General features: G+C 56.8%; 11 protein-coding genes. 7 read left to right on the top strand and 4 right to left on the bottom strand.

What is annotated here, in order from left to right; all coding sequences use genetic code 11:
- The first annotated feature begins 3 nt into the window (after positions 1-3).
- Together CWI75_RS12360 and CWI75_RS12355 are read left to right on the top strand one after the other, a co-directional pair.
- Positions 4-2,286: an OmcA/MtrC family decaheme c-type cytochrome gene (locus CWI75_RS12360; RefSeq protein ID WP_101521831.1), complete on the top strand. Its 2,283-nt coding sequence runs from the start codon at positions 4-6 to the stop codon at positions 2,284-2,286.
- 181 nt (positions 2,287-2,467) lie between these two features.
- Positions 2,468-3,040, top strand: coding sequence for a peroxiredoxin (locus CWI75_RS12355; RefSeq protein ID WP_101521830.1), 573 nt, complete (start codon positions 2,468-2,470; stop codon positions 3,038-3,040).
- 80 nt (positions 3,041-3,120) lie between these two features.
- Here CWI75_RS12355 and CWI75_RS12350 read toward each other — a convergent pair whose 3' ends face one another.
- From CWI75_RS12350 to CWI75_RS12340, 3 genes are all read right to left on the bottom strand, one after another.
- Complete coding sequence (locus tag CWI75_RS12350) at positions 3,121-5,634, bottom strand: TonB-dependent receptor (protein ID WP_162300068.1); 2,514 nt, start codon at positions 5,632-5,634, stop codon at positions 3,121-3,123.
- Positions 5,635-5,868: 234 nt separating this feature from the next.
- Entirely contained in the window at positions 5,869-6,498 is a 630-nt protein-coding gene (locus CWI75_RS12345) for a TetR/AcrR family transcriptional regulator (protein WP_101521828.1), read from the bottom strand.
- A gap of 122 nt (positions 6,499-6,620) precedes the next feature.
- Entirely contained in the window at positions 6,621-7,796 is a 1,176-nt protein-coding gene (locus CWI75_RS12340; protein WP_101521827.1) for an acyl-CoA dehydrogenase family protein, read from the bottom strand.
- Positions 7,797-7,892: 96 nt separating this feature from the next.
- Here CWI75_RS12340 and CWI75_RS12335 point away from each other — a divergent pair, with 96 nt between their 5' ends.
- From CWI75_RS12335 to CWI75_RS12325, 3 genes are all read left to right on the top strand, one after another.
- Positions 7,893-8,579 carry a TetR/AcrR family transcriptional regulator gene (locus tag CWI75_RS12335; protein ID WP_101521826.1) on the top strand — a complete coding sequence of 229 codons (687 nt, stop codon included), beginning with the start codon at positions 7,893-7,895 and terminating at the stop codon, positions 8,577-8,579.
- Between the two features lie 69 nt (positions 8,580-8,648).
- The gene (locus CWI75_RS12330) at positions 8,649-9,689 is read left to right on the top strand and encodes an acyl-CoA dehydrogenase family protein (RefSeq protein WP_101521825.1); all 1,041 of its coding nucleotides are present in this window, start codon (positions 8,649-8,651) and stop codon (positions 9,687-9,689) included.
- A gap of 44 nt (positions 9,690-9,733) precedes the next feature.
- Positions 9,734-11,338, top strand: coding sequence for an AMP-binding protein (locus CWI75_RS12325; protein ID WP_101521824.1), 1,605 nt, complete (start codon positions 9,734-9,736; stop codon positions 11,336-11,338).
- 25 nt (positions 11,339-11,363) lie between these two features.
- Here CWI75_RS12325 and CWI75_RS12320 read toward each other — a convergent pair whose 3' ends face one another.
- Positions 11,364-13,487, bottom strand: a complete 2,124-nt coding sequence (locus CWI75_RS12320; protein ID WP_101521823.1) for an oxidoreductase — start codon at positions 13,485-13,487, stop codon at positions 11,364-11,366.
- A gap of 204 nt (positions 13,488-13,691) precedes the next feature.
- Between CWI75_RS12320 and CWI75_RS12315 the strand changes: the two genes are divergently transcribed.
- Positions 13,692-15,248, top strand: coding sequence for a PQQ-dependent sugar dehydrogenase (locus CWI75_RS12315; protein WP_162300067.1), 1,557 nt, complete (start codon positions 13,692-13,694; stop codon positions 15,246-15,248).
- 257 nt (positions 15,249-15,505) lie between these two features.
- A complete protein-coding gene (locus CWI75_RS12310) occupies positions 15,506-16,330 on the top strand; it encodes a MipA/OmpV family protein (RefSeq protein ID WP_101521821.1) in 825 nt (274 codons plus the stop codon).
- Positions 16,331-16,450: the final 120 nt, after the last annotated feature.

Raw genomic sequence — 16,450 nt, 5'->3', positions numbered from 1 at the left:
GAGATGACCAGCTTTGGACGTATTTCAATCATGGCCTGCCTGCTCGCGCTGCTGGTGGCTTGTGGTGGCAGTGGCGGCGGCGATCGCGCCACCGGAGTAGAACCTGGCCCCACGCCACCCGGTGGGCCAGTGGCGCCGCCGGAACCTGATTTGCCGCAAGCTTCCCCGACGCCCTATGCTGAAGCCGAAGCGCTCTTCCCCTTTATTACGGCGGTCGATATTCCCGATGACGGTCGCCCGCTGGTCGACTTCCAGCTCAGTGATGCCGCCAATACCGCCATTACCGATCTCAGCTCGGCTGACGTGCGCTTTATTATCGCCAGGCTCGCGCCAGTACCCGAGGGTAACCTCACCGGCAACTGGCAGTCCTATATCAACCGCATTGAACAGCCGGGTGTGGGACCGGGCACAGAATCAAGGCTGCAGGCGACAACGGAAAGTAATGGCGTTTTCACCAATAACGGCGATGGCACTTACCGCTACCAATTTGCAACATCAATCACGGACCTCCCCCAGGACATTCTGGCCCAGGCCAATAGCGAGGGTCTTGACCTGGCTTACCAGCCGGAACTCACCCACCGGGTGGCAATACAATTCAGCAATGGCCGGGAACCCGCCAATCCTGACTATGACTGGGTTCCCGCCAGTGGCGCCACCGAAAACATCTTCCGGCGTGATATTGCCGCCACCCCCAACTGTAATCGCTGCCACGACCAGCTGGCATTGCACGGCGGCGGGCGCGTTGAGATCAACTACTGTGTGACCTGTCACAACCCCGGGTCAACCGATGCCAACAGCGGCAATTCCGTCGATATGAAGGTGATGATCCACAAGATCCACCGGGGCGCCGATCTACCCAGTGTGCAGGCCGGTGGCGAATACGTCATCTATGGTTTCCGGGATAGCAAACACGACTACTCGGATGTCAATTACCCCCAGGACATCCGCCGCTGCGTAAATTGTCACGCCGGCACGGCGACGGGAGCGGACAGGGACGACCTGGTGCTGACCGCGCAGGGCGACAACTGGGCGCAGTACCCGTCTATCGCGGCGTGCGGCAGCTGTCACGACGATCTCGATTTCAGCCGCCATGCGGGTGGCCAGGAAGACAATTCACGCTGCGCCAGCTGCCATGCCGAGGATGGGCGCGCCGGCAGTATCCAGGACAGCCACCGCATCGCCTTTGAAGAGGCCAGGGAGGCCTTCAAGGCTGAAGTGATCAGCGTTGAGAACAGTTCGCCCGGCGAACAGGCCACGGTGAGCTTCAGGGTCAGCAATCCGTTAACCGGGGAAGACTATGACCTCGCCAATGACCCGGTCTGGCAACAGAGCAACAGCAGCCTGAACGTGCGCGTGGCGTGGGACACAAGAGACTACCACAACACCGGCAACAATGCGGATAACGCCAGTTCGATAGCGGCCAATGCCCTGACTTCAGCCCTCCCCCGGGGTGATGGCAGCTACAGCGTCACGATGCCGCTGCCGATTCCGGATGCCAGTGTGGGGCCCGGTATTCCCGCATCCGGTAGCGGTGTCGCCGTTATCGAAGGCCACCCGGCGGTGGCTATTGATGACGGCGGCTCTCCTGCCAGCATACCGGTGGGTGACGCACACGCTTTCTTCTCGATTGATGAGCCCGATGGCCTGCCGGTACCCCGGCGCCAGGCTGTTGAGATCAACAAGTGCCTGGCCTGCCACGGCTCGCTGGTGCTTCATGGCAACAATCGGGCCGACAATATCGACAACTGTGTCAGCTGCCATAATCCGCGAAATACCGATCGCGAGACCCGCAGTATCGCGCGCACTCCCCCGACCGACGGCAAGCAGGAAGAAACCCTGGACTTCAAACACATCGTCCACGGCATTCACGCTGCCTCGATTCGTGAACAGCCCCTGCAGCTGGTTGGTTTCCGCGGCTTTACAACCTATGTCTACGATGAGCAAACCGTGCATTACCCGGGTCGTCTTGATAATTGCCTGGCCTGCCATACGGACGACGGTTTCAGCCTCCCGCTTGCAGCAGGGGTGCTGGCTACCACGATCGACACCGGGGACGATCATCGCGATCCGCGCGATGATACCGTGGTCACTGCCATGAGCAGTGCCTGCAGCGGCTGTCATGACGATGCCGTGGCCCGGGCTCACATGAGCAGCAATGGCGGCAATTTTGCCACCACACAGCAAGCGGTGGATAATGGCGATGTAGTGGAGCAGTGCGCCGTCTGCCATGGTGAGGGCCGTTCCCAGGATGTCTCCGTGGTGCACAGGGTGCGTGAATTGCCCTAGGTCCGGCAGTTTTGACCCTGAAACAGGCTGGACCCGGGTCAATATTCAATCTAATAGAGGTTATGAATCGTATTTATCGATTATCGGACGGCGCTCATTCGCGTTAAGATGATAGACCGTCAAAGGCTGCTGCACCGCAGAGCAGCCTGAACTTATTCAGTTGACTCAACAAGGAGCTACCATGATTGCTGAAGGCCGTGTCCCATATACCGTATTCAAAACCCGCGTACGCGACGAATCCGTAGGTGGAGATAACCCGTTCCGCTGGGAAGACACCAGCACTGACGATATCTTCGCCAACAAGAAAGTTGTCGTATTTTCTCTGCCGGGTGCATTTACACCCACCTGTTCATCCAATCACCTGCCACGCTACGAAGCACTCTATGAGGAATTCAAGGCAGCGGGCGTTGATGACATTTACTGCCTCTCGGTCAATGACGCGTTTGTGATGTTCCAGTGGAGCAAGCAGGTCGGTGCTGAACACGTCAAAATGCTGCCTGATGGCAATGGCGAATTCACCCGTAAAATGGGCATGCTGGTAGACAAGTCCAACCTGGGCTTTGGCATGCGCTCCTGGCGTTATTCCATGCTGGTAAACGATGGCAAGATCGAGAAAATGTTTGTCGAGCCCGACTTCGGTGACGTCTGCCCGACCGACCCATTCGAAGTCTCCGATGCCGATACCATGCTGGCTTACCTGAAGGGTACCCAGTCCGAAGGTGTTGCCGCCCCCAGCAAGAAATTTGTTGGCTAGGCAAACGGCGAATGCCGAGCATTAAAAAAGGCACCCGGGTTACCCCGGGTGCCTTTTTTATGTGTGCCCTGCAGCGCTGATCAATACTCGTAACTGATATCCAGGCCGTAAGTGCGCGGAGCGCCATATTGCTCGGTAATTATACCCAGCGCGCCAAAGTTGATACCGAAGGTGGGGTAGTCGTTATCAGTGAGATTTTTCCCCCACAAGGATACCGTTACGGTGCCGTCGCCTGCCTTTACGTTTTCCAGGCTCAGGCGGGCATTAACCAGGGTCCGCTCATCCATGACCAGGTGATCATAGATATAGGGCTCGCCATTATAAGACCCTGTCCATAATGCAGACTCATACCACTCTTCCTGCCAATTGGCCTGCACATAACCCCGGATATCACCAAACGATGTGCGCGCGAACACGTAATCGGCGGACGCAGTCAGTTGATTACCCGGTGACGAACCACGCTTGGCGGACTCGACAGTCGACAGACAGGTCTGTGGTACGTTGGTGCCACACAGCTCGGGGAATTTCTCGAAATCACCTGTCACATAGGCGTAATTCAGGCCCAAAACCAGGTCTTCAATCGGTGCCACCAGAATTTCGAGTTCACCACCCCAGCGATCAGCTTCACCGGCGTTGGCAATAACGCTGGTTGCGGTACCACTGTCAGTTTTGATCTGGCTGGTCTGCAGGTCTTCATAAACGAAGGTATAGAGCGAACCATTTACGCGCAGGCGGTTGTCCCACCAGTCGCTTTTGATACCCAGTTCCCACTGCTCCATGGTCTCTTCTTCAAAGGGGTTGGCAAACACTTCACCATTGAACCCACCGCTGCGATAGCCCGTGGCGTAGCGCAGGAATGCATTCATCCCGTCGGTCACCTGGTATGCCGCGGTGAAGCTACCGCTAAGATTGTAGAAATTCTCCTGGAGATCTGCCTGCGCCGGTATTCCGGCACTGGGGGCACCAAAGGGCCTGTTCAGGTAGTCATAGGAGATTGCCTTGTCTTCCTCTGTATAACGCAGGCCGGCGGTTACCGAAAGCCGCTCTTCCAACACGGGAGGTACCCAGGTTGCCTGGCCGAATACGGCCAGCGACTCTGTCGTATAGTCATACTGTTGCGTACCGGTACCACCCAATGGTGCCAGGAATACGGCCTGACGATCATAGATGGCTTCGTCGTCAAAATAGTAAAGACCGAGCACATAGTCCAGGCGATCGGTTGCCCCGATTATATTGAATTCCTGGGAAAACTGTTCGTATTCGGAGCGGGTATCCTGCTTGCTATGGTAAGCGCCAATGGTATCCACACCGTTCCAGAAAAAATCAACAGTGGGGCTTGGCTGGCCACCAGAGCCGAAATAGGCGGACCCCAATTGCAGTAAAATGAGATCATTCATGGCGCCGACGCCGTTGGCATCCAGGCTGCTGTCAATATTGTCCAGATCGCCGAAAACGTAGGTATCCATTTCCCGATAGGCGGTAATCGACTTGAAGGTAACATCCCCGAAGGCGCCCATGTCACCGGCGTCCCAGGTGAACGTCAGGGCATGGCCGCTGACTTCGTTGTCGGCAATCGGGGTATTTTCAGCGGCACCACTATCGGCACGGCCGGGGCCTTGTGCTTCTATCTCATTGTATACCGCCAGCGTCTGGTCCATTGAGGGAATCAGGCGCTCGGAGATACGCGGATCGGACCCCGGATATACCAGCAGTGGCATAAAACTCCGCAACTGCGCGAGTGTCTCAATGCGGCTACTGCCGTCAAGGGTTACCGGAGTGAAGCCGACGACCTGCTGCATGGCACTGGTTTCATCCAGACGGCTGCCATCATAAGCGTAGTCCGCGGTGAGACTGTCGGTCAGCTCCCACTTCAGCGCCAGGCGCCAGGCCTGGCGATCAATGCTGTCAAAGCCTTCACCGCCACTGGTGTTGTCATAAAACGGATCGCGCTCGCGAGTCTGGTAGCCCAGGCTGGCCGACAGGCGACCCAGCCCTTCCCCGACTTCGCCCACGGCGGGAAGGTCGGTATTGAGACGCAGGCCACGCTCGTCATAGTTACCCAGGGTTCCCTTGGCGCGAAAGCCGAATTCACCGGTAGGCTGCTTGGAAATGAAGTTGATGGCACCGGCGGTCGAGTTGCGACCGTAAAGTGTACCCTGGGGCCCGCGCAGTACTTCTATGCGCTCAAGTTCGGCAACGTCCATACCGGAGCCATTCATCTTGCCGATATAAACACCGTCCATGTAGATGCCGACGGCGGGGTCTGTAGAAAGGTTGGCACCACTACCACCGCCAAAACCGCGAATGGAGAGGCTGGTTGCACCACGGGAACCGGGGGCTTCAAAACCGCCCACACCCAGCACTTCACCGATCATGCTGCTGGTGCTGTTGATGCCGCGCTGTTCAAGTACCTTTTCGGACAATGCAGTGATGGACAGTGGAGTGTCCTGCGAGCCCTCGGCACGCTTCTGTGCTGTGACAATAACCTCTTCAAGTGCAACAGCCTGTGCCTGCGCCGCCATGCCCAGAGACATGATAAGCGGCGATAACGCCAGCGCCAGGGGGCGCGGCCTGAACCTCGGGAATTTCAACATGGGGCCTCTCATCTGTAATTGGCGCTGCCCAGGGATCTGCCCTGCGCAACTTTTTATGTGTGTGTCGTTTATGAAACCGTAGCCAAAACTTAACCTTAGGTAAAGTTTTTAACAGGCGGACACTCTACACTTGGCCAGATCGCCAGGCCAGTAGCGGAAAAGCAAAAAATTACCGCGCGGTATTACTATAAATACTGTAGGCAGGCATTGGGGGTCGGGGAGATGATTGACTGCTCAGGTGTCGCCGGCGTTTACCGAAATCGCGGACCCGAGAAAGGCGGATGCGGCGGCAAGTTCGGCCTCAACACTGTATTTGGGATCTGCCAGCCAACTCAGCAGACCATAGACGTAGGTGCCGGTGATATAGTGTGTCAGCCGCGTAACAGGGATATCCGTACGCACTTCACCCCTGTCTATACCATCCATGAGCATAGCGCTAAAACCCTCGTGCAGGAGTGGCCAGCGATGCTGGTCGACACTGAAAAAGGGATCTTCATAGGCACGCAAAGCCAGTACCAGCAGCGCCTTGGTTAACATTGGCGTTTCCTGGGTAACGTGACTGGCATAGGCAAAAAACCGGGTGAGTTGTTGCGCTGCGGTACCACCCTCCGCCCGATGACGCTGGAGTACCCCGGCGAAGCGTTCATCGACGCCGGGTACCAGAGCCTGCAGAATCGCCATCTTGCTCGGGAAATAATTGAACAGCGTGGGCTTGGAAATATCGGATGCGTCGGCAAGCATCTCAACAGTCACTGCGTCATAGCCGTCACGAATAAAATGGTGTTGTGCCACCTGCAAAATACGCTCGCGGGTTTCGCGCTTCTTGCGCGCACGTCGTCCTTCAGGCTTGGCCGATAGCTCCATATATTTAACCGCTGTTTATAATTTTACCTAACTACCGGTAATTTAGCGTGAAACCGATTGTATAGCTACCTATCCGTTATAAAAGGTCCGCGGGGGTGGATCTTTCCCAACTTGCCTGCTCGCTATCGCTTGTAGGCCCGCATGTTGAGGCCGAATCCTGCAACCAGGTCGCGCATTAACTCAACGACCCCCCCGCCAAAGGTATTGATCTGGCATTTTCGGTATTCCGCTTCGAGTTCACCCTGTAGCTGAGTGCCCACGCTATCCCGATGCAGTGTACTGGTGGGCCCGACCGCATCCATCAGCAGCCTGTAGATCTCTATAAGGCCCTCGGTACTGAATGCCTTCATGGCGGAGGCATAGGCCACTTCAGGTTCGCCGTGCTCCATGCTCCAGGCCATCCGCCAGGTCATCAATCGCATGGCCTCCAGCCGGGCATAGGACTCAGCCAGACACCGTTGGACGGTAGGGTCGTCTATGGCACGGCGCCCATCTGCCGCAGGCTCCCGTGCCCATCCAAGCACCTGCTGATAGAGGCCGTAGGCGTAAACGCCGATCGCCGCCAGGCCGACCCGCTCGTGATTGAGCTGCGAAGTGATAAGTTTCCAACCGCCATTGACCTCACCGCAAACCATGTCCTGGGGACAAATAACATCATTGTAATAACTGACATTGGTGCGCACGCCCCCAACCGTGTGGATAGGGGTAAAACTGAACCCCGGCTGGTCGGCATTGACCATCAGGATGCTGATACCTGCGTGTGGCCTGACGGCATCGGGATCAGTACGCGCAGCCAGCCAGATATAGTCCGCCGCTTCGGCACTTGAGGTATATACCTTGGTGCCATTAATTACCCAGTTATCGCCCTCACGGACCGCCGTGGTTTTCAGCGCCGCAAGATCGGAGCCGGCATTGGATTCCGAATAACCAATAGCGAAATGCAGCTCTCCCGCCGCGATCCTGGGCAGAAAGAATGCCTTGTGGGCTTCCGAGCCGTGCGCCATGATCGCGGGAGCGACTGTGCTGATTGTTACAAAAGGCAACGGCGCCTGCGCCAGCTGTGCCTCCTCAAAGAAGATCATCTGGTCCATGGGGCCGCGGCCCTGGCCACCAAACTCTTTGGGCCAGCCCAGGGCCAGCCAGCCGTCCTTGCCGATCTGGCGAATAATGGACTTGTAAGCGTCACCGCCCTCATTGCCGCGGGTGGCCGCTACAAGTTCCGGGGTCATCAATGAGTTGAAGTAGCTGCGCAATTCGTGGCGCAAGGCCTGCTGCTCTTCCGTATGCTCGATATACACGTGGGCGGTCTCCGGGGTTCACCTCTGGTGGAGGCAATTATTATTGATCTTGAATCCAAATTCAATAATAATTGATACCATCAGTCGGAGGAGCCCATGTCTGCAGCCAACACCAAAGCACCTGCTCGTCGCCCCAAGGGCGAGATTGCACGCGAACGGCTGAAAACCGCAGCCATCGCAGTGCTGGATCGGGTTGGTTACCACCAGATGCGGATCAAGGATGTCACCAGTGAGGCAGGGGTTGCCGCGGGATTATTCCACCATTATTACAGTGACCTCAAAACCCTGGTGGAAGAAATTCTTGAGGAGTATATCGCCGTATTCGAAGCGACCGAGACCATCGAGCGGGATGTTAGCAAGGGCGACTGGTTCAACCGCCTGCGTTCACACTACGAAATCTCAGTACACAGCCATGCCGAGCACCCCGGCATCATGCGCTGCATTAACCAGTTCTGTGCCGATGACGCCGGCTTCAGGAGCCGCTGGCAGGAATCGTACAACCAGCGCCTGCAGTTGCTGGCGGACGTGTTTCCCTTCATTTTCCCGGACAGTGCGCTGAACGCCAGCGAGGCCCGGATGATGGTCCGCGCGCTGGGCGGTATTGGCCAGGACGTTTTGCGTGAATATTATATTGAGGGTAACCCCCGACTTGTCGGCCTGCAGCTGGCGGAACCGGAACTGGCCGAATGGCTTGCCGCATTATTCTATCGTGGCCTGTTTGCCCGCAACCCGCCTCGCAGCCAATTGCGTCATGCCGGTAAAATTCTTTCATTGCAGCGCTGAGCGAAGGCGTGAGCACACTTTCGTAAACACCCTGGCGCCGCTGCTGCCAGAGTCACTGGAGGACTAACAATGGATTTCTCTCTGTCTGAAGACCAAAGCGCTATTGCCGAACTGGCACAAAAGATCTTTCTCGACCAGGTCACTGATACCGCGCAGGCGCAACAGCACGAATACTTTGACGATGCACTGTGGCAGACCCTGGCCAGTGCCGGACTGGTCGGGGTGGGACTATCCGAGGCCAATGGTGGCTCGGGAATGGGTTTCATAGCCCAGTGCCTGGTGCTCAAGCATATGGGCACTGTACTGGCACAGGTACCGTTACTGGAAACACTGCTGGCAGCACAGGCAATCGAGGAAGCCGGTGTTGTTGATACCCTGGCAAAGGTGGCTGCCGGCGAAGGCCACCTGAGCCTGTCCCTGGCCGCAGGATTGACGCTGGATAACAGTCTGGTGAGCGGAGAACTGATGATGGTGCCCTATGCAGAGGGCGCGCAATATATTGTGGTACAAGCGAACAGCACCCTGCTGGCGGTGTCGCCAGACTGCGATGCGGTATTGCTCACACCCCAGCGCGTCAGCAACGGGCGCTCCAGTTTCATGGTGACACTTAACAAGGCACCCTGCACCCTACTCGGCGATGCCGACGCCATAGCCGCGCTCCAGCAAAGGCAACAGGTGGCCACCGCCATGGTGCAATTGGGCGTTGCCGAGGAAGCGCTGCGGCGCACCGCTCTCTACACCACTGAACGCACCCAGTTTGGCAAACCAATCGCCGCTTTCCAAGCGGTAGCCCATCGCGCCGCTGATGCCTATATCGATATCGAGGCCCTGCGTAGCGTGATTGATGGCGCCATGTGGCGACTCGATAGTGGCGCCGATGCGAGTCTGCAGGCAGGTGCCGCTCGCTGGTGGGCCAATGAGACATCACATCGGGTCAGTCACACCGCCCAACATCTGCACGGGGGTATCGGTGCCGATGTGGAATATCCTCTGCACCGCTACTTCCTGTGGGCCAAGCAGCTTGAATTTGACCTGGGTGGCGCTTCGCAGCAACTTGCTGCCATGGGCCGGCATCTAGCCCGGCACGACCAGTCGGGTATCACTCTTTAGGTCATGTTAATTTCGTCAGTCCCACCTGTTTGCGGAGTCCGGTAATGAATGTATTGCACTTTGACAACATCGAAGACCAGCATCTGGGCCGCGCCATCGCCATGCAGGCAGCGCAGCAGCCCGACGCCACTTTTATCATGGATGGCAGTTGCCATTACAGTTTTGCCCAGGCCAACCAGAAGATCAATGACCTCGCTGCAGGCCTCGCCGCGCTCGGTCTTGGTACCGGGGGTCGTGTTGCCTTCTATATGGGCAGTGCGCCTGAAGTCATTTTTCTGGCACTCGCCACCAACAAACTCGGCGGCATCTGGACGCCGATTAATTCTGACTATAAGGGCACATGGCTAAGTGAGACCATTAACCGCAGCCGCCCGCACATTGTGGTTACCGACAGCGAACATGCCCCGCGGCTGGCCGAGGTGCGTGCGGATCTCCAGGCACCGCACTATGTCGTGCTCGGGCCCAATGAGTCACTTGCGGATGCAGCGTCTTTTGACAGCCTCTATCAACCGGGTTCACCCGAGCCTGACATGACAGGACAAAGCTACGGCGATACCTGCGCCGTGTTGTGGACCTCGGGCACCACCGGGCGCTCCAAGGGTGTAATGCAGAGCCATCACGTATGGTTTAACGCGGTCGCTTCCGGTGATGCGCTCTACGCCACCACCGAGGGCGATATCATTTACTCGGTGCTGCCCATGTACAATTCGGCGGCGTGGGTTACCTCTATCCTGCGCTCTCTTATTATTGGTATCCCCCTGGCCATGGACCGTGCATTTTCAGTGAAGACTTTCTGGGAAAGGGTGGATTATTACGGCGCCACCCAGAGTTTCACTTTGGGAGCCATGCACATGTTCCTGTGGAACGCCCCGGCCCGGGAAGACGATGCACAGCACAGCCTGCGCAAGCTGATGGCGGTGCCCATGCCGGCGGACGTCGCTGGCCCTTTCAGTGACCGTTTCAACGTTGAACTGATGCCCCAGGGACTGGGGCAGAGCGAAGCGATGCAACTGGTTATCACGTTACCCGGTGACTCAAGCCTGCCTGCGGGAAGCTGCGGCAAGCCCTCGCCTGCACTGGAGGCCCGGCTGGTAGATGATGAGGGCCGCGATGTTGCCGATGGCGAACCGGGCGAACTATGGGTCAGGCAGACCAGGCCCTTCGTTATTTTCAACGGCTACTTTGATGACCCCCAAGCGACTGCAGCCGCCTATGAAGGCGAATGGTACAAGACCGGTGATATGCTCAAGCGCAACAGTGACGGCTATTACTTTTTCTCGGATCGCAAAAAGGATGCAGTGAGGCTTAAGGGACGCAACATCTCCACTTTTGAGGTGGAAATGGTTGCCAGACGGCACCCGGCCGTCGCCGACTGCGCCGCTTTTGGAATTCCCAGCGAAGTACTGGCATCGGAGTCCGAGCTGAAGCTCGATATCATCCTGAAGTCGGGCGAGAAGGTGAATCACAGGGACATGGCGCAATTCATCAACGACAACGCGCCTTATTTCTTCGTGCCGCGCTATATCGAAATCGTTGACCGCCTGCCCTACACACCCACCAACAAGGTACAGAAATTCAAGCTGCGGGAAAAAGGGATAACCGACGCTACCTGGGACGCCAACCGCGAGGGCTTCAAGGCACAGCGCTAGGAAACAGCATCAGCATCGCTAAACGCTACCCCAGTTGTGCCACCAGCTCCGCCGCGGACTCCATTGCGCCCTCAATGTAGCCAACCCCGGTGCAATCACCGATAGTATGCACTGACAAACCCTCGGCGATTAAAGCCTCGGCGAGGGTCGTGTCACCGCTTGCACCCTTGGCCACGATAACGTGATCGGTGGCCAGCGTTCGAGTCTGGCCACGAAAATTCACATAACTGACTTTATGTTCACCAATAGCGATATCCCGGGCTTTACTGATCAGGGTCACGTTGAGTTCACGCAGTTCATCCAGTAGTCGCAAGCGCCGCACCAGGTAAAGACCGGCGCCGGGCCTGCTCGCTTCATCAATGACCGTTACCTCACGTCCCCGGTGCGCCAGGAACTCCGCCAGTTCGAGCCCGACAAGCTCGCCCCCTATCACCGTGATACGCTGTCCCAGAGGCAACCATACGGCGGAAGCTCTGCGTAATATCCAGGGGTACTTGTTCACCCCGCTCATGGCACCGAGGCTCGTCATGAACCGGGTAAAACCATTGGTTTTAGGTGCCAGGGACGGCATGTCCTCACCGACCACCAGGCCACGCATCTCATCACCACTGAACACAAAGTCCTGGTCGCTACCCGGGATATCCGGCATCGTGCGTTGCGCACCGGTAGCAACAATCACCTGGTCAACCTGCAGTTCTCGTAGCAGCTTTGGTGTTGCGCGGGTTTTCAGTCGCACATCAACCCGGGATTGTGATAACTGCAGTCGCAGCCAACGCAACAGTCTCTCGTTGGGTTCATAGGCGATACTGGCGAATTGCAGCGTGCCACCAAGGCGATTAGAGGCTTCCAGAAGGATAACGTGGTGACCATTTTCAGCGAGCCTGCGCGCTGCCTCCATGCCGGCTGGCCCACCCCCGACCACCGCAAACCTGCGCGGGTTGCTGGTCGCAATCAATGCTCTCTGCGCTTCAAACGCAGTCTCCGGATTAACGGCGCACTTGATGGGCTTCTGCACGTAAATCTGGCTTACACAGCAATAGCAGTAAACGCAGGGACGAATCGAAGCCAGATCTCCGGCAATCACCTTATTCGGTAAATCCGGGTCCGCCAGCATCTTCCGGCCCATTGCAAACAAATCAAAGTGGCCCGCCGCGACATGCTTGTCGGCAGCTTCGGGCTCGATCCGGCCCGAGGCAATCACGGGTATGGAGAGTGCCGCGCGGATCGCGATAGCGTTGGGCACCATTCGTTCCGGCACGTGGGGAATATTGGATTCCGAATGATTGGAGCCGTGGGAGCTGTCGTGGTAGGCGCTGACTGCAATCGCATCGGCACCGGCTGTTTCCAGCATCCGCGCCGTAGTGATGGCGTCTTCCAGTGAAATCCCCTCGGCATGGCCGAATTCGCCGGAATCGAGCTTGCACCATACTGGATAATCGGGGCCTACTGCAGCGCGAACCGCCCGATATACCTCGAGCAATAACCTGCTTCGATTTTCCAGTGTTCCACCATACTCGTCGGTGCGCTTGTTGGTTAAAGGTGACAGGAACTCAGAGATGATGTATCCATGACCACCGTGAATTTCAATGGCGTCGAGCCCCGCGGTAACAGCGCGCCTGGCAGCCGCTGCAAAGTCGGCTACCAGGGCCTCGATATCGGCTGTGGTCATTACGTGTAATTGTGGCGCGGGAGCATCGGGGTTGAACATCTCCCTGATCTCGGACTCCAGAAACCCGTCCATCATATTGCCCTGGGTGACCACCGGGTAGGACGGCACCAGTATGGGCCGACCTTCAGCCCGGTCCTGGGCCGCCACGAGGCCGCCGTGATGCAATTGTACGGCGACCTTGCCCCCGTGCTGATGCACCGCGTCCGCCAGCCGTTTGAGGCCCGGAACCATCCGATCCTGGGAAATCGCCAGCTGTCGCGGCTGGTTGCCGCCGGCTGGCCATGACACGCCCGTCGAACCCAACACAATCATGCCAACGCCACCACGGGCCTGCCGTTCGTGGAAATTGACAATATCATCACCACAGGTGCCGTCCTCTTCCGCAAGGTTCGCTCCCATGGCCGATACCACCATACGATTCTTGAGCTGGAGAGTGCCCAGCTTCAGTGGGCTGGCGAGGTGAACGAGGGAATTGCGCATCAGGGAATGCCTCCAGTGGCTTGTAGGCGTCGAGTGTAGACAGTTTACCGGGTGCCTGACGAGTAATCCGGTCCTGAAAAAATTAAAGCTTTACCGAAGTTCAATTATGCGATCGCTCCCCAAAGGGCTCAATACTTCCCTCTTGGAGGTGTGTCTGTTAGCGTTATGTCTGATGCTCCTTCTAATCACGGGAACCGGGTTTCCATGGCACAGCCGTCCAGTCGTTTAAAGCTACTTATCGGCGTATTTGCCGGCATCGCCATAGGCGCAACCCTGGTCGCCACACTGCAACCTGCCAGCGATGGGAGCGCGACCAGGGAAAGCCTCCCTGAGCTGATTGAAACACCGGACCGCAGCCCCGGCAAAAAGAAAGAATCCCGCGCTCCCGGACAACCGGAGCCCTACTATGGCGAACTGCCTTCACTTGCAGCCGTGAACATCCGCGACGCCGTATTGGAGGTCGTAACCAAGGGACTAGACTATCCCTGGGCCATGGAATTCATATCTGAAACAGAGCTACTGATCACTGAGTTTTCCGGTAGCTTACAGCGCGTTAACGTTGAAAAGGGCACCAGGCATCGCATAACCGGGTTACCCGACATCACCCATGGTAAAGGGCAGCTTGGCTTGATGGACCTCGCCCTGCACCCTGACTTCAGCGAAAATGGCCTGGTTTACTTCAGCCATGCAGTGTCAAGCCCTGATCATGATGATCGTTACGCCACTGGACTCACACGCGGCCGTCTCGAAGGCGACACGCTGCGTGAGGTCAAGTTACTCCTGGTAGCCGAGCCGTACACCAAATCCGGGTCGAATCTTGGCGGAGCACTCGAGTTTGATGCCGCCGGTTACCTCTATGTGGCCATTGGCGATCGTAGTATCAATTTCAGGGCCCAGGAGACCGACAGCCTGCATGGCAAGATTCTGCGGCTGACGGCAGACGGGGAGATTCCAGCCGACAACCCCTTTGTCGACGACCCGGCCGTCGATGACCGGATCTACGCGTTGGGTGTACGCAACACACAGGGACTGGTTTTTGATGCGATTACCAATCTGATGTTCCAGTCCGAGCATGGTCCCATGGGCGGAGACGAAGTTAATATCATTGAAGCCGGAAAGAATTATGGCTGGCCAGTGATAACCTATGGCGCCAATTACACTACGGAAAAAATTGGTCTTGGTACCGCTCACGAGGGCATGGAGCAACCACTATATTACTACCTGCCCTCTATCGCGGCATCGCCACTGACCATTTATCGCGGCAACATGTTCCCGGAGTGGGAGGGCCATCTGCTGGTTGGCGCACTGCGGGGAGCCCATGTGAGCAAACTGGCTCTGGTTGAAGGACAGATTCGCTCCGAGCGCGCCATTTTACAAGAAGCTAAAGGTCGCATCCGCGACCTGAAGACCGGCCCTGACGGTTCACTGTATATACTCGTTCAAAACGGTGGTCGATTGCTGCGCCTGCATCGCGCGCCGGAGCAGGAGGATCTTGATGCCCCAAAAGAGCGCCAGGGTGTCACGGTGTACCGTCAGCTTTGCAGTTCCTGCCACAGCAGCGGACAGAAGGATCTGGTCCCCCAGATTAACGATCCGGCCGCCTGGGAAAACCGACTCGCCCAGGGCAGCGAAGCGCTATATAAAAACACGATTGACGGGATTGGCGACATGCCGCCCAAGGGACTGTGCGACAACTGCACCGATGCTGAAATCCGCGCAGCGGTAGACTTCATGGTAAAGCGCCTGCGAAACCAGGGCTGACCAGCCGGCATCGGACGAGCGCCGGTGTAACGTAGGATCCGGAAATCCCATCTTGAGCCTGGCGCTGCCGCCGTCGGGATAGTGCCCACTTGTTAGCGTTAAATTACAGTCTCAAACGCTGGAATGCGCTGACGCGCTATCTGGGCGATGGCGCTGTGCCGTATGCCTGACAAGGTGTGATGGCCCGGCGCTTATAAAATTATCATCTATAGTGATGAGTAAGTCGTGTTACCACCTACCTTGATAGGGGGAAAACCATGAAAAAGATAGTACTTCAAGTCGCCACATTCCTTGGCGCTCTTTCATGTTTTGGATCGTCAACTGCGGCGGAGACGAGAACCGCTCTCGTTCCGCTTCCCTCTATCGACGATTTTACAAATGGCGATGGTTGGGGTGTTGGGCTTGGGCTGAGTGTTGAATATGAGACTGCTTATGAGGGTTCGGACGAATTCGAACTTGAGGTCGATCCGGCTGGGGGTGTTCAGTGGCGAAACGGTGAACACCTTTTTTTCTGGGCAGGTGAAGCAATCGGGTGGCGAACATTGGCCAGGGATGCCTGGTTGTTTCAAACCTCTGTAGGCTACGAGGAAGGCCGTGAAGAGAGTGATTCAGAAGATGGCAGACTGGATGGGTTAGGCGAATCGAATTCTGGGGTAACATTGCTGTTGGAAGTGCGTCATGCCCTTGTAGACGATTGGCGTTACTTTCTGGATGGCCGTGTATTAACAGGAGAAATCGGTACGCTGGGGATTTTCGGCGCAGGAACGTGTTTGGGCTGCGAACCTAATGGCACCGGTTGGGAAATTGGCGCTGCTGTCACTTTCCACGATGGTAAGTACGCCAACCGGGACTTTGGTGTGAACACACGGCAATCCATAGCTTCAGGTCTTCCAGAAACCGATGTTGATAGCGGGTATAGATCAATTGGTGTCAATGTTAACTATAGGAATTACTTGAACGAAAACTGGCAGATCTTCGGTGAAGCTCTTTACGAAGCCTATGGGAGTGACGTTTCGGACAGCCCAATATCTCGGAATGATTATGAAGCGGAGATCGGTATTGGCTTCATTTATGTTTTTTGATGTCTCCCCTCTGTCAGCCTGGTTGGCGGAATGCGATCATTCATGCCACGCTTACGGTGTAACGCCATTCTCGCACCCATAAAAAAACCCCGCAGCTCATTGAACTACGGGGTTTACAAA

This window comes from Kineobactrum sediminis (assembly GCF_002868715.1).
GTDB classification, from domain to species: Bacteria; Pseudomonadota; Gammaproteobacteria; order Pseudomonadales; family Halieaceae; genus Kineobactrum; species Kineobactrum sediminis.
The sequence above is the reverse complement of the archived record's forward strand: the minus strand, read 5'-3'. Positions and strand labels throughout refer to the sequence as shown.